Below are 25,336 nucleotides of genomic sequence, written 5' to 3' on the forward strand. Positions count from 1 at the left end.
TTGGAACCCTCGTTAGTAGGAAATGACCGCGTAGCCGTTGTAATCGAGGAGATCCCTGAAGAGCGGATCGAGCTCGGCGTTGGTGAGAAAGACGGTTTCCCCGCCCGCCCCCTGGCCGCGCATCCTGACCCCCGACATCTGGATGCCGTAGGGTGCGTCCCGGTGCGGAAGGAGATCGTGCTGGGCAAAGACCCCGGGAAGCCTCAACCTCGCCAGGAGTTTCTCGGAAACCTTCCGGAAATCGTCCTTCGGGTCGAGGACCACCACCCGATAGCCCCGCGTCTCGAGAAGTCGCGTCAGGGTATAGGAAACCGGGTCGCCGTCAAAGTAGCTCACCACGTAACGGTCCCGCCCATCCTCGAAGTAGCGGTCTGCCCTCACGTCGAGCCTGAGCCCCCCGTCCCCCATACCGTAGAGCTCAACGCTGCGGTCGGTCTCATAGCGAACATTGAAGGCCCGCAGGAGCCCATCGACGATCCCCCGGGTCTCATGGGCCGTGATCTGGTGGAGAGTTCGCCCGCCCCGTGGCGGTGCATCTTCCCGTGCAGGAAAAGGCTCCATGACCTGGAACCCCTCGCGGCGGAGAAACTGAACCAGGGAAGGCGGCATGCCCCGCCGGTACTCCTCGACGTTCATCAACACCACGTCGTGATGCAGGACGCTTTCGGGGGTCTTTTCGATCTTGAAATCGGCGTTCACCGTCAGCTTGGGATCGGCACCGAATGAGAGGGAAACGTCCTCCTCCACCGAATAGAAGCGAGCCCCCGTGAGAAGGGATGCCATAAAGCGCTTGCGGTTGCGCGGGTCCTCAGAGACGATGCGGATTGACGGATCCTTCTCCTCGATGAGGGATCTCACGAGGGGGGGAATCTTTCCCCCGGCATCCACGAGCACCCTTCCCCCGTCGGCCGCAGGGAACGACGGGAAGGATTCAGGATCGAGGGAAAGGGAGAAGTTCTTGTCCTTGATGGCGACCGGCCCGGAAGAGACGGGCTGAGAAGAAACGAGACCGCCCCATACCTGACGCACCGTTTCGATGCCTGCAGGCTCCCGCTCCCCTGCGACGCTCATCATCCGCATGGAGTGGCCTGAAGGCCTCTCGCCACCCCCGGCTTTCGCAGCGGAAACCGGGTCAGAGCCTTCAGACCGCGAAGGCGCCCCACGTGTTGCTTTCGGTGCACTCCGTTCAGCTACGGCCCCTTGTCCGCGCCGCTGGGCCAGCGGAATCCGGATCGACTGTCCCGGCCGAAGCCTTCTAATGTCAGAGATCCCGTTGAGTCGCTTTACTTCGGGGATAAGGGCCTCGGACTCGGCGTTGGAGAGACCGTACTCCTTCATGAGGATCTTGAAGACGTGGTCGCCAGGCCTGACGGTATAGTCTGACATGCCGGTGGCCGGACGCTCCGCTTTGCGGACAGTCCGTCCCTGGCGATCCCCTGCAGGTGGCTCAGCGGCTTTGTCGAGAAGGCGCGGATCCAGCTCAAAGCGGGGGTCTATGGCGTGCACCTGCGTCGGCACAACGCCGAAGACCAGCACTGCAAGTGCGATGGCAACAACATGCCGGGGGGGGGTAGCTATCATTGCATCTCCCGTTAAACAAAGTACTTTCGTAGCACCACCTGCGGAGGATGGAGGAATATCCCGCACGTGTCAATGTTGAATTGGGCCTGTACGGCCACCGAGCGAAGAACCACAGGGCCGAACACGCCCGGCACTTCCGCCTCATCCGAGGGTTATAACAACCCCCCGGATGACACTCCCCTTGCGGTAGATGACAATCTCGTTGTTGCCGGCAATTTTGCCGACCTCGCGCAGATAGCCACCCTTGTTCGTGTGGGACGATATGGTGCGGTTCCCACTTCCGGTCAACACTTTGACAATTTTCGTGACTTGTGCCTCAGGAATGGTCTTACCGCGCAGGGCAATCACCTGCACAACCTTCAACCGGCCCTGTTCGCGGTAGAGCCGAAACTCGACCCCCGCACCGCGGTACCGCTCCCAGCCAGGATGGGCCTTCCCGTACCCTGGATCCCTCCCTGACACGGGAACAAAAGAAGGAATTTCCACCGCGGCGGGAGTCACAGCTGAAGGTGCCGATGCAGAGAGAGGACGTGCCGGAGCCGGGGTTTGAGATGCCGGCTTACCAACAGTTCCGGTATTCCTCCCCCCACCCTTGAGCAGCAGGGACCCACCTACCACCGCGCCGATGAGTAAAACTACGATAACGACGGCCCAGAGGGAAAGGCGCTGCCCTGACGGTTCCTTAAACTCTTTGCCGGGCGATGGTACGGTAACCCACTCAGCATTTCCCCCGTCGGGCTTCTCTGCACTGAAGGACCCAAGGGATGCGGCGGACTGCTCTACAGGAACGGCCACCCCATAAGACAGAGATGTGCGCGGAGGAGGGGCGGGCTGATGCGCCACTTCATGGGGAGGAGGCACTGGCGGAGAAGCGCTGACCTGGGGGGAAGGCACCTGATCCGAAAAAACCGACTGGGCAGCGGCCGTCTCTTCGATAATCGAAGGCATCACGGCCCGAAGCTCCGCCCCCGGCGAAACGAGGCTTGGAGCGACTGCGTCCTCGCCTTCCTCGACAGGGACCGGTGTAGCCCCAGACGAAGGAACCCTGTGTTGAAACTCGTTTATCTCTGTGCCCGGTTGAATGGGGGGTGCATGAACGACAGCAGTACCGGTATTGCCAGGCGACTCCCAATCGAAGAACTCGAACTCTCCAGGTGGAGGTGACACCGGCACCGGAGCATCCACCTCATTGGCCACCGGAACGTCTTCAGAGGATCGGCTCTGCCCGTGATTCTGCTCAAACCAATGATCAGGGGCAATCTCCGCCAGCCGTTGCCTGAACTGCTCGACGAGATCAGTCTGCGGAAGAGAGAAATCGACCGTGTCGTCGAACCATTTTTTTGTTCCCTGCATCGACAGGGGCGACGTGTGAATGAGGACAATGCGGGGTGCATCGGTACGGAGGAGGGTCTTTATGTGGCGAGCAACCGTCTCGCCGGAGATTCCCGAAATGTTGCTCTGGATGAAAACCGCGGCGGGCCTGTTGTCGAACACCTCCTTGAGCCCCTGGTCGAAATCGAGGGCAAGCCTCAGGCGCGCCTTGAGCTGAGGCTGAAACCGGGCGATGAGATCGGCAGCCCGGATATCATCAGAGATGAAGAGTATGGTGATCATGAGTCTTCCCTGAAGGTTCGATAGTCACATGACCATGATTTCAGTGTCATCAGTTATCCACCCCAGAATCCAGCACGTTCCGCTGATAACTCTGCAATTTCATGACCACTCCAAGACTCAAACACAGGCACCACCTGAGAGTCGGGGGTTATTGCCTCCGCCAAGCGAGCCCCAAAGCAACGGAACAGTCGAATTAACAGAGGTTTTACCCTCTATCATCCGACGTTCATTAAATAGCCTTAGTGCCGGGCACCATACGGTGTGGAGCATTGAGTGAAGCCCCGCGGAGAGACACACCGTCCGTAGCGGCACCATCCGTCGCAGATACCGTGATATAACGGAGATTACTAACGAAACGACTTGGAAAGCGCCGCCGGTCGTGGTTTCGTCGGACACATCCCAGATTGGCACGAGACAGAAAACCCCGGGACAAGATTTAAACGTTATTAATACCCTTGGCATCACAACAATGTCAATAAGTAGTTGCCGTTGCTGCCCTCATGCAGTATATCGCCCCGTGAAAATTCGTCTTCGCCTTTCGGCTCAATGGAGATCTGTGTGCTGCTGCCGTCTCCCCTGGCACGGAGACGAGGCCCGCGCATCTACAGCCTGATCAGATCCTCGTGCTCTTCATCATGGGGATTTATGTGAATCATCACGTCTCCCACATTGGGATATCGCTCGAAAATAAGTCGTTTGACCGTAGTAGCGATGTCGTGGGAGCGCTTGACGGTCATATCCGGATCCATGTCGAGCTTCAGGTCGATGATAAGGTACTGGCCCGAACGCCGGCCCCGGATTTCGTGGACGTGCTCAACGCCGTCCACCCCTTCGGAAAGCTGCGTGATTGACCGGATGAGATCCTCGGAAGGGCTGCCATCCATGAGGTCATGGACGGCTCCCATACACGTCTCGTAACCGATGTGAAAGATGAAGAACGCCGTAAGACCCGCAGCAAGGGGATCCATGACGCCGACCCCGAAAAAGGCTCCGGTTACCCCCACCAGGGTTGCGACGGAGGTCACCGCGTCCTTGCGGTGGTCCTTCGCCACGGCCGTAAGTGCGGGGCTTTGAAGGTGCTCGCCGGTTTTCATCGAGAACCGGTAAAGCCATTCCTTGATGCCAATGGTGGCAACTGCCGCAAGCACCGCCATCAGATCGGGGGTCTGGTAGGTGCGGTCGATAACGGTATGGACCGCCTTGATCAGAATTCCGAGGCCGGTGGTAAAGATAACGAGGGAGACCAGGACCGCTGCGATGTTCTCCGCCTTCCCATGCCCATAGGGGTGCTTGGGGTCAAAGGGTTGGCGCCCGACCCGCAGGGCGATCATGGTGGAGAGAATCGCCACGAAATCGCAGGCGCTTTCCAGGCCGTCGGCAAACACCGCATCGGATTTACCGAAATGGCCGGCAAGGAGCTTCATGGTCATGAGCGCCGCGTTGACCCAAAATCCGACTGTAATGATTCTGTCGGCCGTATTGAACCGCTCTTCCCTCAGCATACGTCAAGCACCTGCCCGGAGTTAGTAATGTCACGAAGATTCAGCTGCAGTGTTTTCCGACCGTTCCACTCGTTCCAGCCGAGAGTAAAGGCAATGGCCACCGCACCGGAGAGTTCGGCCCCCTTCTCCGCGAGATTGAAACCGATGGCGTCAAAGGTGCGCCCCGCAGCTGCAAGTCGAATCTTGAGATGATTCCCGCGGATCGGCCACCGCTGCACGATCTCCATGCCACGAAGCACGAAAAGCGGTTCCGGATTCCCAGCGCCAAAGGGCTCAAGCAACGAAACCGCGTCCGCCAGCTCCGCAGTCACTTCGTGGGGCGAAAGTTCCGCATCCACGCGGAGCACCGGCATCAGGTCGTCGGCGGACAACAGCCCAGCAGAAACCTCTTCGAAACGGGCGACGAAACTCTCCAACGTTGACTCGTCAATGGAAAGCCCGGCAGCGTAGCGGTGCCCGCCAAATTTCACCAGGTGTTCGGCACAGGCATCGAGGGCATCGTAGAGGTGAAAGCCGGGAATACTACGCCCCGAGCCCCGTCCGACCCCTTCCTGCAAGGCAATGAGAACCGTGGGTCTATGGAAGAGGTCAACCATCCGCGACGCTACGATGCCAATAACTCCCGAATGCCATGCATCAGAGGCGAGGACGATGCTTTTTCTCCCCCCCATGGCCGGATTTTCCTGAACCCGGGCAAGGGCATCGGCAAGGATCTGCCGCTCGATGGTTTGGCGTTCGGCATTGCTTGCGTCCAGTTCCGCGGCAATGGTTGCTGCCCGGGACAACTCGTTCTCCAGGAGGAGTTCCACCCCCCGGGTCGCATCCTCCAGCCTGCCAGCCGCGTTGAGCCGGGGGGCAAGCCGGAAGCCGACGGCGCCGCACCCCACGGCGCCGGTCACGCCCGCCACGTCCTTGAGAGCCTTCACCCCGACGCGGGAAGCAGAAGTGAGCTCCCGGAGCCCGAACTTCACGAAGATCCGGTTCTCGCCCACAAGGGGGACCACATCGGCAATGGTTCCGAGGGCGACGAGGTCGAGATATTCCCGCAAATTCGGCTCGTTCCCGCCGACAAAAGTCCCCTCCTCCCGGAGCCGTCCCCGAAGCGCGACCATCAGGTTGAAGGCAACTCCGACACCTGCCAGCGACTTGAAGGGATAGGAACAGCCTGACTGGTGCGGGTTGATAACGGCGCAGGCGTTGGGAAGGATCGGCCCGGGGGTGTGGTGGTCGGTGATGATCAGGTCGAGCCCCAGGGAAACACAGAGTTCCGCCTCGGCCACGGCGGTCACCCCACAGTCAACCGAAACGACAACCCGGGCACGCTCTGCCACCTTGCGGAGCCCATCCTCCGACAGGCCATACCCCTCTTCAAAGCGGTTGGGAATATGAAAGAAACAGTGGATGCCAACCGCGCGGAAAAAACGTATCAGCAGCGCCGTGGCGGTGACCCCGTCCACATCATAATCGCCGTAGACGCAGACCGTCTCGCCCCGCGTCCGTGCCACACAGAGACGCGCGACCGCCTCTGACATCCCTTTCAGCAGGAAAGGATCACTCACGTCGGACAGGGAGGAAGAAAGGAAGCGACCGGCAGCCGCACCATCGGCCATTCCCCGGTTAACGAGCAGCCGGGCCAGGAAAGGGTCAACGGAGAGCTCCCGTGCGATTCTCTCCGCCGTTTCCCTGTCATGCTCCCGAACCGTCCAGCGCCTCTCGGTAACCGGTTTCATCTCTTATTCCTCTCCGCGAACGGTCTAACAAAAAACCCCCGCCGAAGCGGGGGATTCAATGTGCAGGTCATCTTTTGAAGAGCTGTCCCTGAGGAGGTGAGGCCTGTCCCATCCCCTTGGCCTCTTCAAGCATCGCCCGGACCTGCTGGGAGTTGGGGCTCATGGGGTCGAGCTCCAGGTAGCGCTCCCAGTATTTCACCGCCTTGGCGGGCTGCTTCAGGTCGGCCATGTAAACCACCCCCAGGTTGTAAAGGCTCTGAAGGTGCTTCGGGTCGATCTGCTGGGCCTTCTCGAAGTTGGCGATGGCTTTGTCAAACCACCCCACCCGCTTGAACATGATCCCCTGATCGGTGAGTATGTTGGCGTTGTTGGGGTCAAACTCCAGGGCCTTGCCATAGGCGGTGATCGCCTTCTGGGGCTGGTCGGTGTCGAAATAATCATTGCCGAGCTGTATCCAGGCCTGGAGGTTCTTCGGGTCACCGGCAACAATTTTCTCCGCCTGGGTGATCCGCTGCTGGTAGTCGACAGGGGAACCACCTCCGGCGGGAATGCCGGCCGTGGCCGGAGCCGGCTTCTGCTTGTTGACCACGCCGACCACCAGAACGGTACCAAGGATACCGACAAGAAGCGCAATGACCACATACAGCACAGTTTCCTTGTTCATCATCGTCTCCTCGCCTTTACGCTTTGCTGGTTTTGGTCCGGCGTCCCCAGACCTCGACAATGGGGCTCGCCACGAAGACGGACGAGTAGATGCCGACAATAATGCCGACGACCAGTGCCAGGGCGAAGTCATGAATAACCTCGCCACCGAAGAAGTAGAGCGACCCGGCGGCCAGGAAGGTGGTGAGCCCGGTGATTATAGTCCGGGAGAGCACCTCGTTGATACTGTGATTGAAAATTACCGACAGCGAATCCTTCGTGTTCTTGTGGAGATTCTCCCTGATCCGGTCAAAGACTACCACCGTGTCGGTGAGCGAGTACCCGGCGATCGTAAGGACCGCCGTGATGAAGAGGAGGTTGATCTCCTTGTTCAGCAGGAAAAAGACCGCGAACATGGCGAGGACATCGTGGAGGGTGGCGGCGAGAGCCCCCACGCCGAAGGTGAAGTCGAACCGCCAGGCGATGTAGATGACGATGCAGATCAGCGATATGGCGACTGCAATGAGGGTGTCCTTGCGGAGCTTGTCACCGATGGCGGGGCCGATCTCGGTGGAGCTTTCCACCACGAACTGGTTGCCGGGAACTTCCTTCTGAAATGCTCCCTGGATCAGATCGGCGGCGTTCCCCTGGGGAAGGGATGTCTTACCTACCTTCACGAGGAGCTTATTCCCCTCCGTGATCTCCTGGAGGTTGGCGTCCTTCAGACCGTGCTTCGACAGGGCCTCCCGGGCCTTGTCGATGGAGACCGGCTGGGCGAACTTGAGCTGCACGGCGGTACCGCCGGAGAAATCGATCCCCATGTTGGCCGTCCCAAGTGCTATCTGGACGACGCCGATGATACCGATGATGGAGATGATGATGGAGACTGCGAAAGAGATCTTCTTCTTCCCCATGAAGTCAAAATGGGTCTTTCCAATAAATTCCATACACTCCCCCTAAACGCTCAGACGCTTGACCCGCAGGCGTGACAGGGCGAAGTCAAAAACAGCCTTGGTGCCAACGAGAGCGGTAAACAGGTTGATGATGACCCCCAGGCTCAGCGATACGGCAAATCCCTTGACCGGGCCGGTGCCGAACTGGAAGAGGACGGCGGCAGTGATGAGGGTCGTGACGTGGGAGTCCATGATGGTGAGGAACGCCTTGTCATAGCCGGCATCCAGAGCCGCTTTGGGGGGCTTGCCGAGCCGCATCTCCTCCCTGATCCGTTCGAAGATGAGGACGTTGGCGTCCACCGACATGCCGATAAGGAGGACGATGGCGGCAATGCCCGGCAACGTCAGGGTAGCCCCAAGAGCCGCCAGGGCTCCCATGAGGTAGACAACGTTCAGCACCATGCCGAAGTTGGCCACGAGGCCGGACAGTTTGTAGTAAATCGTCATAAAGGCGATAACGAGGCCGATTCCCACGAGGCCGGCAATCAACCCCTTGTTGATGGAGTCCTGACCGAGGGAGGGACCAACCGTCACGTTCTGGATGATCTTGACCGGAGCGGGAAGCGACCCCGCCCGGAGCACGATGGCGAGATCGGCGGCCTCCTTCTCGGTGAAAGACCCGGAGATCTGGGCGCTCCCCCCCGAGATCCGCTCCCGGATCACCGGCGCCGAATAGATGGTGTTGTCGAGGACAATCGCAAACCGCTTGCCCACATTGGCGGCAGTAACCTGATCGAAGAGGCGGGCGCCGGTGGCATTAAAATCGATCGCCACATAGGGCTGGTTGAACTGTGAATCGATGCGGACCTGGGCATCGGTGAGGAGGTCCCCGGTGATCATCGCCTTTTTCTTGACCACGAGGGGAATCTCGGTTACGGCTCCGGTGGTTGAGTCGGTCTTTTTCTCAATGAGAATTTCCGAGTCCTCGGGTACGGTGCCGGGGGTGGCGGTAGCCGGGTTGATCGCCTCGTCAACCAGCTTGAACTCCAGCCTTGCCGTGCGGCCGATGAGCTCGATGGCCCGCTTGGGGTCCTTGATGCCCGGGAGCTGGACAACAATATTGGTAAGTCCTTCCCGGGCAATGACCGGCTCGGAAACCCCGAACTGGTCGATCCGGTTGCGGATCGTCTCCAGGGCCTGGGCAACGGCGCGGTCCTTACGCTCCTGGGCCTCCTTCTCCCCCATCCGGAGCTGCATGCTCACAAATCCCCCCTCGTCGTAGGGGGGAACCAGTTCCATGGTCGGGTACTTCTCCTTGATCATCTTCTGGACCGTGTCGGCGGTGCCCCGGTCGTAGAAGGTGAGCTGGACGCGATCGGATGCAGTCCGGCCTATCTTCTTGAATCGCAGGGTCTTGGCAGTGAGGCTGTCCTCCAGATCAGTGGCAATGAGGTCGAGGGCACCTTCCACCGCCTTCTGGATCTCCACCTCCATCACCAGATGGGTCCCCCCCTGAAGGTCGAGCCCCAAGCTGATGCGGTCCTTGGGGAGGAGCCCCGTCCACCACGACGGAAGGGGGGACACGAACGTCGGGGTGAGATAGAGGCCCGACAGAAAAATAAACAGCAGGATGAGGCCGAAACGCCAAGTAAGCCCCTTTGGCATGCGCGAAGCTCCTTTCAAGATCCCGTTAGGTTCTAATCCTTCTTCAGGGTAGCGATGTAGCCCTTGGAGATCTTGATCGTCACCCCCGTAGCCACTTCAAGGAGGACGACATCACCGTCGATGGCGCTCACCTTGCCATGGATGCCGCCGGCAGTGACAATCTGGTCCCCCTTCTTGAGGGAGTCGATAAGTGCGCGGTGATCCTTGGCCTTCTTCTGCTGGGGACGGATAAGGAGGAAATAGAAGATGGCAAACATGAATACGAGCGGCAGGATCGCCTGAAAAGCGCCTAGGGGGCCGCCAGCTTGGGCTCCTCCCGGTTGTGAAGCCATGGCAAAAGCAACTCCGAACATTGTGTAACCTCCGAACGATTTATAGAGTGGCTAACCTGTTGGTTTTCCCTCTTTATTATGGAGCAATCACGATTGCCCCTGCAACTGCCTCTTGGCATAAAACTCCCGCCGGAACGCGGCGAACCTCCCCTCGGCGATGGCGGCCCGCGACTTTGCCATGAGGGAGAGATAATAGTACAGGTTGTGGTACGTGTTGAGCCGCGACGAGAGGATCTCTCCCGAGCGGTACAGATGCCGCAGATAGGCCCTGCTGTAAGTGCGGCAGACGTAGCAGTCGCACTCGGGATCGAGCGGACCGGCGTCCTCGGCGTAGGCGGCCCCCTTGATGTTAACTCGTCCGAATGAGGTGAAGAGCATGCCGTTGCGGGCGTTTCTTGTGGGCATGACGCAATCGAACATATCGAAGCCGTGCCAGACCGCCTCGATCAGATCCTCCGGAGCGCCGATCCCCATCACGTAGCGGGGCCGGTCCTGGGGAAGGAGGGGCGAGGCATACTCCAGCACCTCGTGCATGACTTCCTTTTCCTCGCCCACCGAGAGCCCCCCCACGGCGTAGCCGTCGAAGCCGATCTCCCGGAGCTCCGCAGCGCTCCGCTCCCGCAGGTCCCGGTACATCCCCCCCTGAACAATCCCGAAGAGCGCCTGGTCGTCCCGCGTCTTTGCCTCTTTGCAGCGTCGGGCCCACCGGGTCGTCATCTCCATGGAGCGACGGGCATAGTCGTGGGTGGCCGGGTAAGGGGTGCACTCGTCGAAGCACATGGCGATGTCGCTCCCCAAAGCCTCCTGTATGGCGATGGCATCCTCGGGAGAAATGAAATGATAGGATCCGTCCAGATGGGACTGGAACTTCACCCCCTCCTCGCTGATCTTGCGCAGATCGTTCAGACTGAAGACCTGAAACCCGCCACTGTCGGTAAGGATCGGCCGATCCCAGTTCATGAAACGGTGGAGCCCCCCCAGCCGCTGCACCAACTCATGCCCGGGCCGGATATAGAGGTGATAGGTGTTGGCCAGGATGATTTGGGCACCGATGATCTTCAGCTCCTCGGGGGTCATCGCCTTCACTGTCGCCTGGGTCCCCACCGGCATGAAGATAGGCGTCTCGATGGTGCCACGGGGGGTTGTCAAAGAGCCGAGTCGGGCCTCGCCGTCCTGCTTTATCAGTCTGAACTCGATCGCTTGCAAGGAAACCTTCGCTTCGTGCAACGGGTCTGAGGCAACAGGAAACATGAATTTGTCCCAGCGCCCCCTGCCCACCGCCTAAGATATAAACATCGCGTCGCCGTAGCTGAAAAACCGGAAACGCCGCGCCATCGCCTCATTGTAGGCCCTGAAAAGAAGCTCCTTCCCGGCAAAGGCCGAGACGAGCATGAGCAGGGTCGACTTGGGGAGGTGGAAATTGGTGATGAGGGCATCCACCACCTTGAACCGGTAGCCGGGGTAAATAAAGATGTCCGTCTCCCCCGCGCCGGCTGTCACGCTCCCATCGCCGCAGGCCGCGTGCTCCAGGGTGCGGCATACGGTGGTTCCCAGGGCGACCACCCTCCCTCCGCTCTTTTTCCGGGCATTCACCGCATCGGCGGTCGAAGAGGGGATACCATAGCGCTCCCGGTGCATCCGGTGTTCCTCCACCTGCTCCACTCTGACCGGCATAAAGGTGCCGAGCCCCACATGGAGGGTAAGAGTTGCAATCTCGACGCCCCGCTCCCGGATTTCATCCAAAAGCTCCCGGGTAAAATGGAGACCGGCCGTCGGGGCAGCAACCGCCCCCTGGTGCCGGGCAAAAACCGTCTGGTACCGCTCCCGGTCGGCGTCTACCGCACTCCTCTTTATGTACGGGGGCAGGGGCATGACGCCGGTCCGCTCGAGCCATTCATCGAATCCCGCAACAGGAGTAAACGAAAGACACCATGTGTCCCCCTCGCCGCGTCCGTTGACTTCGGCTGTCACTGCGCCGGGGAGGAGGATCCGGGTGCCGGGTCGAGACGGCTTTGAGGAGCGCAGCAGACACTGCCACTGTTCCCCCTCGGCGGGAAGCTTCCTTTCAAGGAAAACTTCCACGCGGCCACCGCTCTCCTTGACACCGAAGAACCGTGCGGCAATGACACGGGTATCGTTTACCACCAGAAGGTCACCCGGCCGGAAGAGCCGGGCGATCTCGCGAAAGCGAACCTCGTCAACGTCTCCCCGCGCCCGGTCAACGGTCATGAGCCGGGTAGCGTCACGACGGTCAAGGGGTTCCTGGGCGATCAGCTCCGACGGCAGGTCATAGTCGAAATCGTCAACGCGCATCGACGCCCTGCTCCCCCGGGAGCTGACCCAGAAGGGCGCCAGAATAGTAATACGCAAGAATCTCCCGGTAGGAGAAGCCGTCGGAGGCCCGTTGCTTGGCGCCCCACTGACAGAGACCAACGCCGTGTCCGTAACCTGTCCCTGAAAAATGAACCGAGTCGGTGGCGAGCCTGACCAAAAAATTGGTGCTCTTGATGGCGGTGTAGCCGACAATCTTGCGGAAGTTTACCGCCGAGATTGTTACCCCTCCCCTGGAAGAAACAAGGGTGAGATCAATGAGCCTGCCGCTCTCGTTTCGTTTCCCATCCCTGATTTCCCGGAGGCCCGAAACCTGGATGCCTGCTCCTTTTAGGAGCACCTCAAGCTTCTTCAGGGGGATGGCAAGTTCCCACCGGATGGAGGGGTTTGTGGCACAGTAGGCACAGTCGACACTTCTGAGATAGGGAAGCCGAACCCCCCAGACGTTCTCGGCCACCTCAGTACGGCCGCCACAGTTGGAATGATAGAACGCCTGGATCGGCTGCCCCCCGTAGGTAAGGATTTCTCCCGCAGTTTCACGCACCCCCCGCGCCGCCCGGCTGTCCTCGATCTCGCACCCGTCATAGACCTGGTCAAGTACCGATGACTCCAGGTGGTACGGAGCTCCCGCACGGGCCCGCATCTGGTAGACTGCATAGGTGCGCGCAACAACTGCCTGGGCCTTCACTGACTCGATGGGCCACTGGGACGAGATCTCGCAGTTGATGAGCCCCACCAGATAGTCCTCCAGCGGGAGCTCGTTCACCACAAGCACCCCCTTGTCAGAGGGTTCGACCTCGATGGTACCGCGGTAGCGCTTACCGTTAACCTGTATGGTGGCAGGAGAAGCAACTGTCAGACGACTGACCGTTTGCCCCCCCACCGAGAGGTTCCCCCCAACCCGCTTGACCTGCGTGGGGAGGGTCAGCCGAAGTGGCTCGCCCTTCTCGTCGGTTGCAAGCAGGCCGTCGCCGTCGATCCTGACGCCGTCGCCCCCTTTTATGATGGCAACCCGAACGATCTCCTGCCGGAGGAGGGGGGCGGTAAAGCCATCCCCCGCAAAAAACAGGAGGACAGCCACTATGGCAAACAGATGCCTGACTATGACGGGACAACCTTCCGATAAAGACTTTCAGCAATACTGCTTACGATAAATACACAGAGGGGCAGTCCCCCTCGAGCGTTTGACTTGGCAACTGTTTTGCTTCTCATTGGCAAGGACATGGGCATTGACCACACGCCGCGACGGATGGCAATCATAGGTGGAGACCGGTTCAATGTCAAGCGTTTAGGGGGCGGAAACCGCTGTTCATGCAGCTTTGGAAGGGGATGCTCCTCCGACGGAGCACTGCCAAAAACATGGCACCAAACGATGCGAAAAACCGTCATTAATTAACACTAATCGCCATATAACCATAAAAGCTGGCCAATAACGGCCAAGATTGTCACGACGCTACCCACCGGCAATCGGTATGTGATGCAATGAATTCACTCAAAGTAAAAATACTCGGGATGATCACCCTTATCGTGGTTGTCATCGTCTTCGTGGTCAGCTTACTGGAGTATCAACACCAGAAGCGCATAATAACGCAGATATCCGCCCAGAACGCCATCCTCCTCACAACGACACTCCAGAGCACCATCGAGAACGTGATGATGAGCGGCCGATCGGACGAGGTCTTCCGCATCCTCACCCGATTGAAAGAAAAGGACAAAATCGAGAACCTGCGGATCTTTGACGAAACGGGCCGCATCCTCAACTCGGCCATCAAGCGGGAAATCGGTTTGCAGGTAAGCCCCCGCGAGCTTGAGATGTACAAGGACGGCAAACGGATCGCCCTTGTACGTGCCGCCAACGAAAACAGTAACGAGATTTTCAAGAGCATTGCCCCAATCTACAACAAACCGGCTTGCCACGCTTGTCACGATGCCCGCACCATCCTCCTCGGCGCCCTGGAGATCGAACTCTCCATCAAGTATCTCGAGTCGTACCTGGACAAAGAAAAGCTCTTCATGACGGTCTCAATGCTCGCCATGGTCGTCCTCATCCTCGTCATCATTTTCTTCTTCCTCAACACCTACGTAAACAGGCCCCTCAGGGCGATCATCTCTTCCATGCAACGGATCGAGCAGGGCGATTTCGACGTTCAGACCGACATATCCACCAGCATTGAGATGAAAACTCTCTCCGACAATTTCAACATGATGGTGAGTAAGCTCAGATACTACATGGACACTACCGTCGGCCACGAGCGGGAACTGGCCCGGGCCCAGTCGAAACTCTCCCACCACCACGAGATGCACCTCATGAACCAGAAGCTTGAGGATCAGCTTAAGGAGATAGAAAACCTCAACGTCGGCATGGAGGAACGGATCGAGGAGATCGAGGAGGCCAACTACCGGATCGCCGACCTGGCCAGCGAACTGGAGGACAAAAACGTAACCCTAGAGCGGGCGGTGGCCCGTCTCTCGACCCTTTACAAGGTGGGGCTCGCCGTCAACTCCACCATGGAGAGCGAAAAGATCTTCGACCTCATCGTGCGGACAACAGTGGAGACTCTGCAGGCACAGATCGGCTACATTATCCTCTACAACCATCAGGGACGGAACCTTAAGGTGACCACCCTCCTGGGGCACGAGGTTCCGCAGGACACCTCCACCACTATCCCCATGAAGCCTTCGAGCGTCTCCACCTGGGTCATCGAGAACCGCAAGCCCCTTCTCATCCCCGACATCAACGAGTTTCCCCACTTTGACCGCTACAGTGCCCTCGGCTACGAGCGCAAGAATCTCATCTGCGCGCCGCTCCTGGTCAAGGACGAGATCATCGGCACCATTACCGTCGTCAACAAGCGCGACAGCTCCACCTACAACGCCGAGGAACTGGAACTCCTCGCCACCATCGCCGCCCAGGCGAGCATCGCCATCAAGAACGCCCAGCTCTACGACGAACAGCAGGCCACCTATCTCCACACGATCCAGGCCCTGGTCTCCGCCATCGAGGCAAGCGACAGCTACACCCGCGGCCATTCCGAGCGGGTGACCCGCTACTCGGTGGAGCTTGCCCGCAAGCTGGCCCTCCCCCCCGAGCGGTTCAAAGTAATCGAACGGGCCGCCATCCTCCACGACATCGGCAAGATCGGCATCGACCTGAACCTCCTCCACAAGGAAGGGAAGCTCTCTCCCGAAGATATCCACGATCTCCAGCAGCACCCGGTCATCGGCATGAAGATTCTGGAGCCCATCGACTTCCTCCAGGATGTCCGCCTCTGCATCGGCCAGCACCACGAGCGCTACGACGGACGGGGCTACCCGAACCGCATCCCGGCCGGAGAACTCCTTCTGGAATCGCGGATTCTCGCCATTGCCGACGCCTTTGACGCCATGACCTCAGATCGCCCCTACCGCAAAGCCCTCCCGGTGGAGGCCGCGGTGAAGGAACTGGTGGACCACGCCGGCGCCCAGTTCGACCCCGCGCTGGTCCCCCACTTCATCGAGCTCATCGAGAACGGCACCTTCGGCTTTTCCTGCGACAGGGAGAGCCAGGAAGCCTCCCTCCTCCGGGAGCCACGGAAGGTGGTCCCCCTCAGCGACTATAACGTACGCGCCGTCTGATCTCCCCTTATGTTCCGGTTTCGCATTACGGTTTGCCCCCTCCCCGTGATCGTGGTATAAGGTCTCCCTGACCCGCAAGCCACCGAAACAGTACCATCACCGACCTAGGAACCCATCGTGCCGGACCTTCTCACCGTCAGAGGACTCACCACCCGTTTCCGCCTCGCCGAGGGGTTTGTTCATGCCGTGAACGGCGTGGACTTCACCGTCGCAGAAGGAGAAACCCTGGCCGTGGTGGGCGAATCGGGGTGCGGCAAGAGCGTGACCGCCCTTTCGATCCTCCGCCTCGTGCTTCCTCCCGGAGAGATCACGGCCGGCGAGATCATATTCGAGGGAAAGGACCTCATCAGCGCCCGTGATGAAGAGATGCGCAAAATCCGGGGAAACCGGATCGCCATGATCTTCCAGGAGCCGATGACCTCCCTGAACCCGGTTTTCCCCATCGGCCGGCAGATCGCCGAGGGGCTCGTCCTCCACCGGGGGCTCTCCCGTCATGAAGCCCAGGAAGAGGCGGTGCGGCTCCTGGCCCAAGTGGGGATACCCTCCCCGGCCGAACGGATCCGGGACTATCCCCACCAGCTGTCAGGGGGGATGCGCCAGCGGGTCATGATCGCCATGGCCCTTGCCTGCAAGCCCCGCCTCCTCATTGCCGACGAGCCGACCACCGCCCTCGACGTCACCATCCAGGCCCAGATACTGGAACTCATGGACCGGCTCAGGGAGGAGAACCGGATGTCGCTCATGCTCATCACCCACGACCTGGGGGTGGTGGCCGAGCGGGCCGACCGGACCCTGGTCATGTACGCGGGGCGGATCGTGGAAGAGGGACCGACTGATAAGCTCCTTACCACCCCTCGCCACCCTTACACCGAAGGGCTCCTCGCCTCGCTCCCCCAGCGGAGCGAACCGGGCCGCCCCCTCACGACGATACCCGGCCACGTCCCGAGCCTCTTCAGCGAACTCCCGGGCTGCGGCTTCTGTTCCCGCTGCCCTGAAAAGCAGTGGGAGTGCGACCGCGAGATGCCGGAGCTCAGGGAAATTGCGCCGGGCCACCGGGTCCGGTGCTGGAAATACCGATGACCACACCCCTTATCGAAGCGGACACTATCTCGAAAACCTTCGCCGTCAGGCCGGGCCCCTTCGCCCCCCGCAGGACGCTTCAGGCCGTGGACGGCGTGTCGCTGCGGATCGGAGCAGGCGAGACCCTGGGACTTGCCGGCGAGTCGGGATGCGGCAAGTCCACCGTGGGAAAGCTCCTCATGGGTCTTCTGGAGCCCGACGGCGGCTCCATCCGCTTCCGGGGCAGAGACCTGGCGGGGGCGACGCGGGAAGAGCGCACGGCCTTCCGCAAGGACGTGCAGATGATCTTCCAGGATCCCTTCTCCTCCCTCAATCCGCGGATGCGGGTCGGCGAGATCATCGGCGAGCCCCTTGCCATCCACGGCCTCGTTCCGAGGGACGGACGCCGGCAGCGGATCCTGGAACTCATGGGGATGGTGGGGCTCGGAGCGGAACAGATCAACCGCTATCCCCACGAGTTTTCCGGCGGACAGCGGCAGCGGATCGGCATCGCCCGGGCCCTGGCGGTCTCGCCGAAACTTATCGTTGCCGACGAGCCTGTCTCGGCCCTCGACCTCTCCATCCAGGCCCAGATCATCAACCTGCTGGATGAGCTGAAGCGGGCGCTGGGGCTTTCCTATCTCTTCATCGCCCACGACCTCTCCGTGGTCCGCCACCTGAGCGACCGGGTGGCGGTCATGTACCTGGGGAGGATCGTCGAAACCGGTCCGCGGGACGAGATCTTCGCCCGTTTCCAGCACCCCTACACCGAGGCGCTCCTTTCGGCGGTCCCCCGGGTAATCCCCGCTCCCAACAAGAAACGGATCATCCTCAAGGGAGATCCCCCCACCCCCCTCGACCCGCCACCGGGATGCCCCTTCCACCCCCGCTGCCCCTACGCGGAGCCGGTCTGCGCAACCTCCCGCCCCCCCCTCGAAGAGAAGCGGACCGACCACCTGGCGGCCTGCCATTTCAGTAAAAAGCTGTTCTGCTGACCCGCACCTTTTCCTTGACAACAACAGTCGGGAACAATATAAATATATCTAGATTATTATCGGGCTGAGAGAGAACCGCTTCGTACCGAAGCGTTGCCGCTCCGCCGTCACGGGAATGGATTCATGGACTTTGACGTGAACAGGAATTTTTCAGAGGAAGCGGAAATCCTCAAGGTGCTCGGCCATCCGGTCCGGCTCAAGATCGTTGCCGGCCTCTGTACCCGGGAGTGCAACGTGAAGCATATCTGGGAATGCCTCGGGCTTCCCCAGGCAACCGTCTCCCAGCACCTGGCGCTCCTGAAGAACAAGGGGATCATCGAGGGGAAGCGTGAAGGGGTGGAGGTTCACTACTCGGTGGTGCATCCCCTGGCGAAAAAGCTCATCGACGTCCTCGGCTGACCGGCACATCACGAACTGACAACGACTGAATCCCCTCCCGGCGAGGGGATTTTTTTTGGAGACAACCATGGAAACGAACTGCATCCGCATAACCCTCAACCGTGGCGAAGACCGCCGGATCAAGGGGGGCCACCCCTGGGTCTTCAGCAACGAGATCCGCGAGTTGCGGGGGGAACGGATCCCTGGCGTCTCCGCCGAGGTCTACGACATCGGGGGAGGATTTCTCGGCACCGGCTACTACAATCCCCACTCCCTCATCGCAGTGCGCCTCCTCTCCCGGGAGCGGGAGGAGATCGACTCGCCGGCCTTTTTCAGGAAGCGGATCGGCGGGGCACTGGAACTGCGGAACCGCATCTACCCTGAGTTGGCGACTTTCCGGGTCGTCCACGGCGAAGGGGACTTTTTGCCGGGCCTCGTGGTCGACAAGTACGGTGACCTGCTCTCGGTTCAGATCCTGACCGCGGGGATGGAGGCACGCCGGGGGGCCATTGTGGAGGCCCTCGTGGAGCTTTTCAGCCCCCGGGGGATCATCGCCCGCAACGATGTGGCCGTGCGAACGCTGGAGGGGCTGGTTGAATCGGTGGAGGTCCTCTACGGAGAGATTCCGGAGATGGTGGAGGTGGAGGAGCACGGCCTGCGGTTCCGGGTCGATCTGGCCGGCGGCCAGAAGACCGGCCACTTCCTGGACCAGAAGGAGAACCATCTCATGCTGAAGGGGATGGCTGCGGGAAAGCGGGTCCTGGACTGCTTCTCCTACTCGGGGAGTTGGGGGGTGCACGCCGCTGCCTTCGGCGCCGCAGAGGTGACCTGCCTCGACATCTCGGAACGGGCAGCGGCCCTTGCCCGGGAGAATGCGGCCCTGAACGGCCTGGAGGGGGTGGTTCGCGTAGAGGCCTGCGACGCCTTCGACCGGCTGCGGAGCCTGAAGCATGAGGGAAGGTGCTTCGACGTGGTGGTCCTCGACCCCCCTGCCTTCGTGAAGAGCAAGAAGGCCCTTAAGGAGGCGGAAAAAGGATACCTCACCATCAATCGGCGGGGGCTGGAACTCCTCAGCGAGGGAGGGTATCTGATCACCTGCTCCTGCTCCTACCACATGGGGCGGGAGCCGTTCCGGGATCTGTTGACCCAGGCTGCCCGTCTGGCGGGTCGGCAGGTGCGGGTTGTAGAAGCCCGCTCCCAGGCGCCGGACCATCCGGTGCTCCTGGCCGTGCCGGAGACGGAGTACCTCAAGTGCCTCGTGTTGCAGTGCGTTTAATTCCCACCCCGTACACCACCGTGTAGGTGGCCGGAATTCCCCGTTCCGCGCCGTACCGTTCCCCGTATACCCGCATCATCTCCATCATTACCCGCCGCTCCGCGAGCCCCCGCCCCCGGAGCGGCGAGGCGTTGCCGGCGCCGACCCGCTTCACCGAGCGGAGAAAGGCGGGCACATCCGCGTGCCATTCCACCTCGTCCTCGGAGCCGAGGCGCCTCGCTTCGAAACCGGTCCGCTCCAGGGCGGCGCGGACGTCGTCGCCAGTGAAAAAGCGCTGGGTCCGGTCCTCCCCTTCCCGCCCTGCCGTTACCAGAGCGGCACAGTAGGATGCCTTCAACTCATGAAAAGTGCCGTGGCCGAACAGGGCGAAAGCGAAGAGCCCTCCGGGGGCCAGAACGCGCCACGCCTCGGCAAAGGCGGCGTCAAGGGTGGTGAGCCACTGGAAGGTGGAGGTGGAAACGACGCAGTCGAAGGAAGCATCGGCAAAGGGGAGATGCTCCGCATCGGCCACGGCCACCAGGGCCCGCGAACCGAGGCGTTGCCGCGCCGTTGCGGCCATGCCCGGGGCCAGGTCGACGCAGGAGAGGAGCGCCGTTGGATGGCGGTCGGCAAGATGTCGGGCCAGAAGGCCGGTGCCGGCCCCCACGTCGAGAATCCGGGCAGGGGAGTTCCCCTCCTCGGTCAGGATATCGAGGAACCGGTCCACGACCCGTTTCTGCACCGCGGCATGGGCGTCGTACTCCACGGCCTGTCGGTGAAAGGAATGTTTCACCTTGTGGCGGTCAATCACGGCCGATCACCTCCGCCAGGAACCGACTGATTTCCCGGTTGAACGCTTCCGGCCTTGAGAGGAAGGGGGCATGCCCCACCCCCTCAAGGGAAAAGAGCCGCGCGCCGGGAATCTCCCGGGCCAGGTAGCGGCCGGCATCCGGGGGGCAGATGGCGTCCCGGTCGCCGTGCATGACGAGGGTGGGGAAAACGATAGCGGGAAGGAGCGGTCGGTGGTCCCCCTCGGCCAGGGTGGCGAGGGCCGCCTGTACCGCGCCGGGATCGGGATTGCGGCGGGGGATGACGATCTCGCGGACGATCCGCTGATACTGATCGTTGGCCAGTTCACCTTCGACGAACATCCGCCGGAAAAACGCTCCCAGGGTGATGTCGTAATCGCGCTTGAGCCGCAGGGCCAGCCCCCGTGCCTCGGTGGCCGGAAGCCCGTAGGGCCAGCCATCGTCACCGGTGAATTTGGGGGTTCCGGCCACGAGCATGAGGGCGGCTACGCGGTCACCCAGAAGCGAAATCGCCTCCAGGGCAACCTGGGCGCCCATGGACCAGCCCATGAGTCCGGCGCGGGCAAGGCCCATCCGGTCGAACAGGGCCACCAGGTCGGCGGCGAAGTCGGCGAAGGCATACCCTGCAGCCGTTGACGATTCCCCGTGTCCCCGGAGATCGACGGTTATGAGCCGGAAGCGCTCGGCCAAGGGCTCCTGGAAGGCCCAGACCTTCCCGGACATGGCCCAGCCGTGGACAAGCACGAGGGGGAAGCCTTTGCCCTCCTCCTCGTAGTGGATCGATACCCTGTCGGCGGTTTCAAGGAACGGCATCGGTCAGATTACCCCCATCTCTCTGCCGATTCCCGCAATGAGCTCCGCCGCCCGAGCCAGATCCTCCTCCCCGTGGGTCGCCATGAGGGTGCAGCGGAGCCGGCAGGTACCGGCCGGGACCGTCGGGGGGCGAATCCCCTGGGCAAAGACCCCTTCCTCCAGGAGACGGGACGTGAACGTCATGGTCTGCTCGGCCCCCCCCACGAAGAGGGGAACGATCTGGGTCTCGCTCCCCATGGTATCGAAACCTGCGGCGCCCAGGCTATCCCGGAAGAAGGCCGTGTTCCTTTTGAGCCGCTCCCTGAGCGCTGCTCCCTCGGGGGAGTCGATAAGGTCGATGGCGGCCAGGGAGGCAGCCAGGACCGCAGGGGGAAGCGAGGTGGAGAAGATGAAGCTGCGGGCGCGGTTCGCCAGGTAGTCGACGATCTCCCCGGAGGCTGCGGCGTAGGCGCCAAAGCTGCCAAGGGCCTTGCCAAGAGTTCCCATGTGGATGTCGATCTCCGTCATGACCCCCTGAAGTTCCGCGCTTCCCCGTCCAGTGGCACCGAGAACCCCGGTGCCGTGGGCATCGTCCACCATGAGGAGGGCGCCGAACTCCCGTTTGAGGGCCGCCAGTTCCCGGAGAGGGGCCATGTCGCCGTCCATGCTGAAGACCCCGTCGGTGACGATGAGCCGCCGGCCGGCGGTTTCATGCCGTTCCAGCAGGCGCCGCAGGGCCGCCATGTCGTTGTGGGGATAGCGGACCATCGTGGCCCGGGAGAGGAGACAACCGTCAACGATGCTTGCGTGGTTGAGCCGGTCGGAAAAGACCACGTCCCCCTTCCCCGCCAGCGCCGGGATGATGCCGCTGTTGGCTGCGTAGCCCGAGTTGAATACGAGAGCAGCTTCGGTCCCCTTGAAACGGGCCAGCCGCTCCTCAAGGGCTTCGTGAAGCTCCATGGTACCCGAGACGAGGCGCGAGGCGCCGCTGCCGGTGCCGTAACGCTCCACGGCCCGGATCGCCGCTTCCGCGAGGCGGGGGTGGTCGGCAAGCCCCAGGTAGTTGTTGGAACAGAGCAGGAGCGCCTCCTTTCCATCCACAACGACCCGGCTCCCCTGGCTCCCGGCGATGCATCGCATCCTCCGGTGCAGCCCCTGGGTCTTCAGCGTCTCCAGTTCCTCAGCAAAGCCCTTTGACACAGATTCTCCTTTCGCACGTGCCACCGTTTGTAGCACATTCATCTCGCGATCGTCAACCAGACCAACAGAGCAGGTTAACGACCATATGACACGTCATGGCGGTTTACTTGGGTGGGGCTCGCGTGCTATAAAGGTTCATTCCTCCGTAAGAATTTTGATTTAATGGTATCCCCTTGAAAAGAGTTCACCTTTCCCACCGCTTTGTCATCCCCGATATCCACGGCTGCGCCCTGACCCTGGACCGGCTCCTCCGGGAGGTAATCCACCTGAAGCGCCGCGACGAGCTCTACCTCCTCGGTGATTACATCGACCGGGGCCCCCGCAGCCGGGAGGTCCTCGACATCCTCATGGGTCTCGTGATGAAGGGATACCGGGTCTACCCCGTGCGGGGAAACCACGAGGAGATGTTCCTGAACAGCTGCGGAGACCGCGATTTTTTCCGGATGTGGCTTCTTAACGGCGGCCGCGCCACCCTCGACAGCTTCGGTGTGGAGGATGCCTGCGAGATCCCCCTCCCCTACCGCCGCTTCATGGCAGAGATGCCCTACTACCGCATTCTCCCCGACTTCGTCCTGGTCCACGCAAGCCTCAACTTCGCCATCCCCTCCCCCTTTGCCGACACGGAGACAATGCTCTGGAGCCGCTCCCTGGAGGTCCGGAAGGAGATGATCGAGGGACGGCGCGTAATCGGCGGCCACACCCCCATGAGCCGCACCGAAATCCTCCGGGGCCTTGCCACCGACCGGATCGTCCTGGACAACGGCTGCGTCTATCCGGGGCGAGCCGGCATGGGATGCCTGGCCGCCCTCGAACTCGATTCCATGACGCTCTCCTTCCAGGAGAATATCGACTAGAGAATATCGGCTAAAGTTTTCTCATTTCCCCCCGATACGTTTGTTAGGTCCTATCACCAAGGAGCCCTCGCAACGTGCAGGCAATCCCCCTTAAAAACTTCACCATATTCCTCATTCCCGCTCTGCTCCTTGGGACCACCGGCTGGTTCTTCCCCCAGGTGGCCGCGCTGCCGCCGGGACGGCTGGAGCTTCTCCCCTTCACCCCCTACCTGGCCATGGCCCTGGGGACCATGCTCTCCTTCCACTTCCACCGGGGCCGGGCCTTCTTCATGTTTCTCGTCCTGGCCGCCGCCTACTGGAGCTTTCGGGTTCACCTGAGGGGGGCGCCGACGGGGATCACGGCCACGGTTCTCTTTCAGGCGGTCTGCGTCCTCGTCCCCCTGAACATCGCCCTCTTCTCCCTCATGCGCGAGCGGGGGATCGCGACCGTGGCCGGCAGGCTCCGCTTCGCCTTCCTGGGGCTCCAGGCACTCTTCATCGGATGGGCCATGGAACCGGGACATCTGGCGGTACAGCAGTTCCTTTCCTGCCGGTTTACGGAGAGCCATCTCCTGGGCGGGCTCCTGCTTCCCCAGCCGGCCCTGCCGGTGATCGTCCTCGGGGCCCTCGTAGTAGCCGGCCGGGCCTGCATGCGGCAGTCTCCCATCGACGCGAGCCTTCTGGGTGTCATGGCGGCCTTTGCGGTGGCCTGCAACGGCATCGGGACGGAGCACGTCACGCCGGTTTTCATGACCGCCGCCGCAGCCATCCTCACGCTGGGGGTCCTGAAGGACTCCTACAACATGGCCTTCAAAGACGACCTGACGGGGCTCCCCTCCCGCCGCGCCCTCAACGAACAGCTCACCTGGCTCGGACGGCGCTACGCTGTGGCCATGGTTGACGTGGATCACTTCAAGAAGTTCAATGACACCTACGGTCACGACGTGGGAGACCAGGTGCTGCGGATGGTGGCTTCGAAGCTGCGCGGTGTGGGAGGGGGCGGAACGGTCTACCGCTACGGCGGCGAAGAGTTCACCATCCTCTTCCCCCGCAAAGGGCGCGAAGAGGTTCTCGGGAGCCTGGAAGAACTGCGCCGCACCATCGCCGACTACCAGATGCGCCTGCGCAGCACTGACCGCCCCAGCTCGTCGCGGGAGGGGAAGAAACTCCGCTACGGCTCCGGCCAGAGCAGAGGCACCGTTTCGGTCACCGTCAGCATCGGCGTGGCCGAGAGCGGCGGCGACCGTCGCCGCCCCGCCGACGTCATCAAGGCCGCCGACCAGGCCCTCTACCGGGCCAAGGGAAGCGGACGCAACCGTACCTGCACCTGACACTCCTCACCTCCCTTCTTCCACTCCTCGCCCCCTCCCACTCCTTGCATTCGCCCCCTTCCCGGCTATACTTTTTCCGTTAACCGGCATGGGCCGGAACGCCCTGCGCCCGGCGGCGCCAGGGGGCACCATCACCACGGACCACGGAGGGACATCATGAAAATCAGGCTGATTTCACTCATCACGCTGGCAGCATTCACGTTGGGCGGCATAGCAGGGTGCGGCACCGTCCCGAAGGAGCACGAGGGGGCGGCAAAGGGAGCCGGCTACGGCGGCGCCGCAGGTGCCCTTGCCGGCGCGGTGCTGGCAGGAGAGGGGTCGCGGACCAAGGGTGCCCTTCTGGGCGGTCTGGCCGGCGCGCTCATCGGCGGCGTGATAGGCAACTACACCATCGACAAGAAACTCACCGCCGAAGAGACCTCCGCCAAGTACAACGTCCAACCCTCGTCAGGAACCATGGTGCGGCTCGAAAACGTTACCACTACCCCCTCGTCCGTCAATCCGGGAGAACGGCTTGAAGTCCAGACCACCTATGCCCTCCTCACTCCGACCACCGGCGAACAGGTGGGGTTGACCGAATCGGTCGAGATCTACTTTGGCGGCGAACTCGTCGGCAATCCCGAGGCCATGGTGACCCACGGCGGCGGCACCTACACCTTCACCATCCCCATCGTCCTCCCCACCGATGCCAAGAAGGGGAGCTACCGGGTGATCTCGACGGTCAGGACCGCCACGGCAAAGGATAGCCGCGAAACCAGCTTCACGGTGCGGTAGTTCGC

22 protein-coding genes are annotated in these 25,336 nt (G+C 61.5%); 8 read left to right on the forward strand and 14 right to left on the reverse strand.

The features are described 5' to 3' along the window. Positions 1–12: 12 nt before the first annotated feature. The 11 genes from RCH91_RS04765 to RCH91_RS04815 form a co-directional block, all read right to left on the reverse strand. Positions 13–1,581: a LysM domain-containing protein gene (locus tag RCH91_RS04765; protein ID WP_306533411.1), complete on the reverse strand. Its 1,569-nt coding sequence runs from the start codon at positions 1,579–1,581 to the stop codon at positions 13–15. Positions 1,582–1,722: 141 nt separating this feature from the next. Further along, the gene (locus RCH91_RS04770; protein ID WP_306533412.1) at positions 1,723–3,195 is read right to left on the reverse strand and encodes a hypothetical protein; all 1,473 of its coding nucleotides are present in this window, start codon (positions 3,193–3,195) and stop codon (positions 1,723–1,725) included. 602 nt (positions 3,196–3,797) lie between these two features. After that, on the reverse strand, positions 3,798–4,697 hold the full coding sequence (locus tag RCH91_RS04775) for a cation diffusion facilitator family transporter (protein ID WP_306533413.1): 900 nt from the start codon (positions 4,695–4,697) through the stop codon (positions 3,798–3,800). Continuing rightward, a complete protein-coding gene (gene recJ, locus RCH91_RS04780; protein WP_306533414.1) occupies positions 4,691–6,427 on the reverse strand; it encodes a single-stranded-DNA-specific exonuclease RecJ in 1,737 nt (578 codons plus the stop codon). Before recJ ends, RCH91_RS04775 begins: the two co-directional genes overlap by 7 nt. Before the next feature lie 67 nt (positions 6,428–6,494). Further along, entirely contained in the window at positions 6,495–7,091 is a 597-nt protein-coding gene (locus RCH91_RS04785; RefSeq protein WP_306533415.1) for a tetratricopeptide repeat protein, read from the reverse strand. 16 nt (positions 7,092–7,107) lie between these two features. Beyond that, positions 7,108–8,016, reverse strand: a complete 909-nt coding sequence (gene secF / locus RCH91_RS04790) for a protein translocase subunit SecF (RefSeq protein WP_306533416.1) — start codon at positions 8,014–8,016, stop codon at positions 7,108–7,110. Positions 8,017–8,025: 9 nt separating this feature from the next. After that, positions 8,026–9,627: a protein translocase subunit SecD gene (gene secD, locus RCH91_RS04795; protein ID WP_306533417.1), complete on the reverse strand. Its 1,602-nt coding sequence runs from the start codon at positions 9,625–9,627 to the stop codon at positions 8,026–8,028. Positions 9,628–9,659: 32 nt separating this feature from the next. After that, positions 9,660–9,980 carry a preprotein translocase subunit YajC gene (yajC, locus tag RCH91_RS04800; RefSeq protein ID WP_306533418.1) on the reverse strand — a complete coding sequence of 107 codons (321 nt, stop codon included), beginning with the start codon at positions 9,978–9,980 and terminating at the stop codon, positions 9,660–9,662. A gap of 66 nt (positions 9,981–10,046) precedes the next feature. Beyond that, positions 10,047–11,165, reverse strand: coding sequence for a tRNA guanosine(34) transglycosylase Tgt (tgt, locus tag RCH91_RS04805; protein WP_306533419.1), 1,119 nt, complete (start codon positions 11,163–11,165; stop codon positions 10,047–10,049). Positions 11,166–11,240: 75 nt separating this feature from the next. Then, positions 11,241–12,272, reverse strand: coding sequence for a tRNA preQ1(34) S-adenosylmethionine ribosyltransferase-isomerase QueA (gene queA, locus RCH91_RS04810; RefSeq protein WP_306533420.1), 1,032 nt, complete (start codon positions 12,270–12,272; stop codon positions 11,241–11,243). Then, the gene (locus RCH91_RS04815; protein ID WP_306533421.1) at positions 12,262–13,371 is read right to left on the reverse strand and encodes a SpoIID/LytB domain-containing protein; all 1,110 of its coding nucleotides are present in this window, start codon (positions 13,369–13,371) and stop codon (positions 12,262–12,264) included. Before RCH91_RS04815 ends, queA begins: the two co-directional genes overlap by 11 nt. 401 nt (positions 13,372–13,772) lie before the next feature. Here RCH91_RS04815 and RCH91_RS04820 point away from each other — a divergent pair, with 401 nt between their 5' ends. The 5 genes from RCH91_RS04820 to RCH91_RS04840 all read left to right on the forward strand — a co-directional run bounded on the left by RCH91_RS04820 (position 13,773) and on the right by RCH91_RS04840 (position 19,613). Further along, a complete protein-coding gene (locus RCH91_RS04820) occupies positions 13,773–15,905 on the forward strand; it encodes an HD domain-containing phosphohydrolase (protein WP_306533422.1) in 2,133 nt (710 codons plus the stop codon). A 117-nt stretch (positions 15,906–16,022) separates the two neighbouring features. Next, on the forward strand, positions 16,023–16,985 hold the full coding sequence (locus tag RCH91_RS04825; RefSeq protein ID WP_306533423.1) for an ABC transporter ATP-binding protein: 963 nt from the start codon (positions 16,023–16,025) through the stop codon (positions 16,983–16,985). Further along, positions 16,982–17,959 carry an ABC transporter ATP-binding protein gene (locus tag RCH91_RS04830; RefSeq protein WP_306533424.1) on the forward strand — a complete coding sequence of 326 codons (978 nt, stop codon included), beginning with the start codon at positions 16,982–16,984 and terminating at the stop codon, positions 17,957–17,959. Before RCH91_RS04825 ends, RCH91_RS04830 begins: the two co-directional genes overlap by 4 nt. A gap of 123 nt (positions 17,960–18,082) precedes the next feature. After that, positions 18,083–18,358 (forward strand): helix-turn-helix transcriptional regulator, encoded by a 276-nt coding sequence (locus RCH91_RS04835; RefSeq protein WP_306533425.1) that lies wholly within the window; start codon positions 18,083–18,085, stop codon positions 18,356–18,358. Positions 18,359–18,425: 67 nt separating this feature from the next. Next, complete coding sequence (locus tag RCH91_RS04840; RefSeq protein ID WP_306533426.1) at positions 18,426–19,613, forward strand: class I SAM-dependent rRNA methyltransferase; 1,188 nt, start codon at positions 18,426–18,428, stop codon at positions 19,611–19,613. Here the strand turns inward: RCH91_RS04840 and bioC are convergent. From bioC to bioF, 3 genes are read right to left on the reverse strand one after another with little or no spacing between them, the layout of a single operon-like run. Continuing rightward, the gene (gene bioC, locus RCH91_RS04845) at positions 19,585–20,403 is read right to left on the reverse strand and encodes a malonyl-ACP O-methyltransferase BioC (protein WP_306533427.1); all 819 of its coding nucleotides are present in this window, start codon (positions 20,401–20,403) and stop codon (positions 19,585–19,587) included. The genes RCH91_RS04840 and bioC overlap by 29 nt on opposite strands. Further along, positions 20,396–21,214 (reverse strand): alpha/beta fold hydrolase, encoded by an 819-nt coding sequence (locus RCH91_RS04850; protein WP_306533428.1) that lies wholly within the window; start codon positions 21,212–21,214, stop codon positions 20,396–20,398. Before RCH91_RS04850 ends, bioC begins: the two co-directional genes overlap by 8 nt. Before the next feature lie 3 nt (positions 21,215–21,217). Next, complete coding sequence (gene bioF / locus RCH91_RS04855; RefSeq protein ID WP_306533429.1) at positions 21,218–22,393, reverse strand: 8-amino-7-oxononanoate synthase; 1,176 nt, start codon at positions 22,391–22,393, stop codon at positions 21,218–21,220. A gap of 173 nt (positions 22,394–22,566) precedes the next feature. On the opposite strand from bioF, the gene RCH91_RS04860 reads away from it, so the two are divergent. The 3 genes from RCH91_RS04860 (at position 22,567) to RCH91_RS21410 (ending at position 25,331) form a co-directional block, all read left to right on the forward strand. After that, complete coding sequence (locus tag RCH91_RS04860) at positions 22,567–23,247, forward strand: metallophosphoesterase family protein (RefSeq protein ID WP_306533430.1); 681 nt, start codon at positions 22,567–22,569, stop codon at positions 23,245–23,247. Between the two features lie 74 nt (positions 23,248–23,321). Next, positions 23,322–24,557 (forward strand): diguanylate cyclase, encoded by a 1,236-nt coding sequence (locus tag RCH91_RS04865; RefSeq protein ID WP_306533431.1) that lies wholly within the window; start codon positions 23,322–23,324, stop codon positions 24,555–24,557. Between the two features lie 156 nt (positions 24,558–24,713). Continuing rightward, positions 24,714–25,331, forward strand: a complete 618-nt coding sequence (locus tag RCH91_RS21410) for a hypothetical protein (RefSeq protein WP_373694364.1) — start codon at positions 24,714–24,716, stop codon at positions 25,329–25,331. The last annotated feature ends 5 nt before the right edge of the window (positions 25,332–25,336 follow it).

The sequence above is a fragment of the Geobacter sp. genome, assembly GCF_030834625.1.
Classification (GTDB): domain Bacteria; phylum Desulfobacterota; class Desulfuromonadia; order Geobacterales; family Geobacteraceae; genus Geobacter.

What these genes read in the sequence shown, in the direction of transcription:
- secF (WP_306533416.1), bottom strand. Translation starts at nt 8,016, where the DNA reads ATGGAATTTATTGGAAAGACCCATTTTGACTTCATGGGGAAGAAGAAG.
- RCH91_RS21410 (WP_373694364.1), top strand. Translation starts at nt 24,714, where the DNA reads ATGAAAATCAGGCTGATTTCACTCATCACGCTGGCAGCATTCACGTTG.
- recJ (WP_306533414.1), bottom strand. Translation starts at nt 6,427, where the DNA reads ATGAAACCGGTTACCGAGAGGCGCTGGACGGTTCGGGAGCATGACAGG.
- secD (WP_306533417.1), bottom strand. Translation starts at nt 9,627, where the DNA reads ATGCCAAAGGGGCTTACTTGGCGTTTCGGCCTCATCCTGCTGTTTATT.
- RCH91_RS04785 (WP_306533415.1), bottom strand. Translation starts at nt 7,091, where the DNA reads ATGAACAAGGAAACTGTGCTGTATGTGGTCATTGCGCTTCTTGTCGGT.
- RCH91_RS04850 (WP_306533428.1), bottom strand. Translation starts at nt 21,214, where the DNA reads ATGCCGTTCCTTGAAACCGCCGACAGGGTATCGATCCACTACGAGGAG.
- RCH91_RS04840 (WP_306533426.1), top strand. Translation starts at nt 18,426, where the DNA reads ATGGAAACGAACTGCATCCGCATAACCCTCAACCGTGGCGAAGACCGC.
- RCH91_RS04770 (WP_306533412.1), bottom strand. Translation starts at nt 3,195, where the DNA reads ATGATCACCATACTCTTCATCTCTGATGATATCCGGGCTGCCGATCTC.
- yajC (WP_306533418.1), bottom strand. Translation starts at nt 9,980, where the DNA reads ATGTTCGGAGTTGCTTTTGCCATGGCTTCACAACCGGGAGGAGCCCAA.
- RCH91_RS04775 (WP_306533413.1), bottom strand. Translation starts at nt 4,697, where the DNA reads ATGCTGAGGGAAGAGCGGTTCAATACGGCCGACAGAATCATTACAGTC.
- RCH91_RS04835 (WP_306533425.1), top strand. Translation starts at nt 18,083, where the DNA reads ATGGACTTTGACGTGAACAGGAATTTTTCAGAGGAAGCGGAAATCCTC.
- RCH91_RS04830 (WP_306533424.1), top strand. Translation starts at nt 16,982, where the DNA reads ATGACCACACCCCTTATCGAAGCGGACACTATCTCGAAAACCTTCGCC.
- queA (WP_306533420.1), bottom strand. Translation starts at nt 12,272, where the DNA reads ATGCGCGTTGACGATTTCGACTATGACCTGCCGTCGGAGCTGATCGCC.
- RCH91_RS04765 (WP_306533411.1), bottom strand. Translation starts at nt 1,581, where the DNA reads ATGATAGCTACCCCCCCCCGGCATGTTGTTGCCATCGCACTTGCAGTG.
- RCH91_RS04820 (WP_306533422.1), top strand. Translation starts at nt 13,773, where the DNA reads ATGAATTCACTCAAAGTAAAAATACTCGGGATGATCACCCTTATCGTG.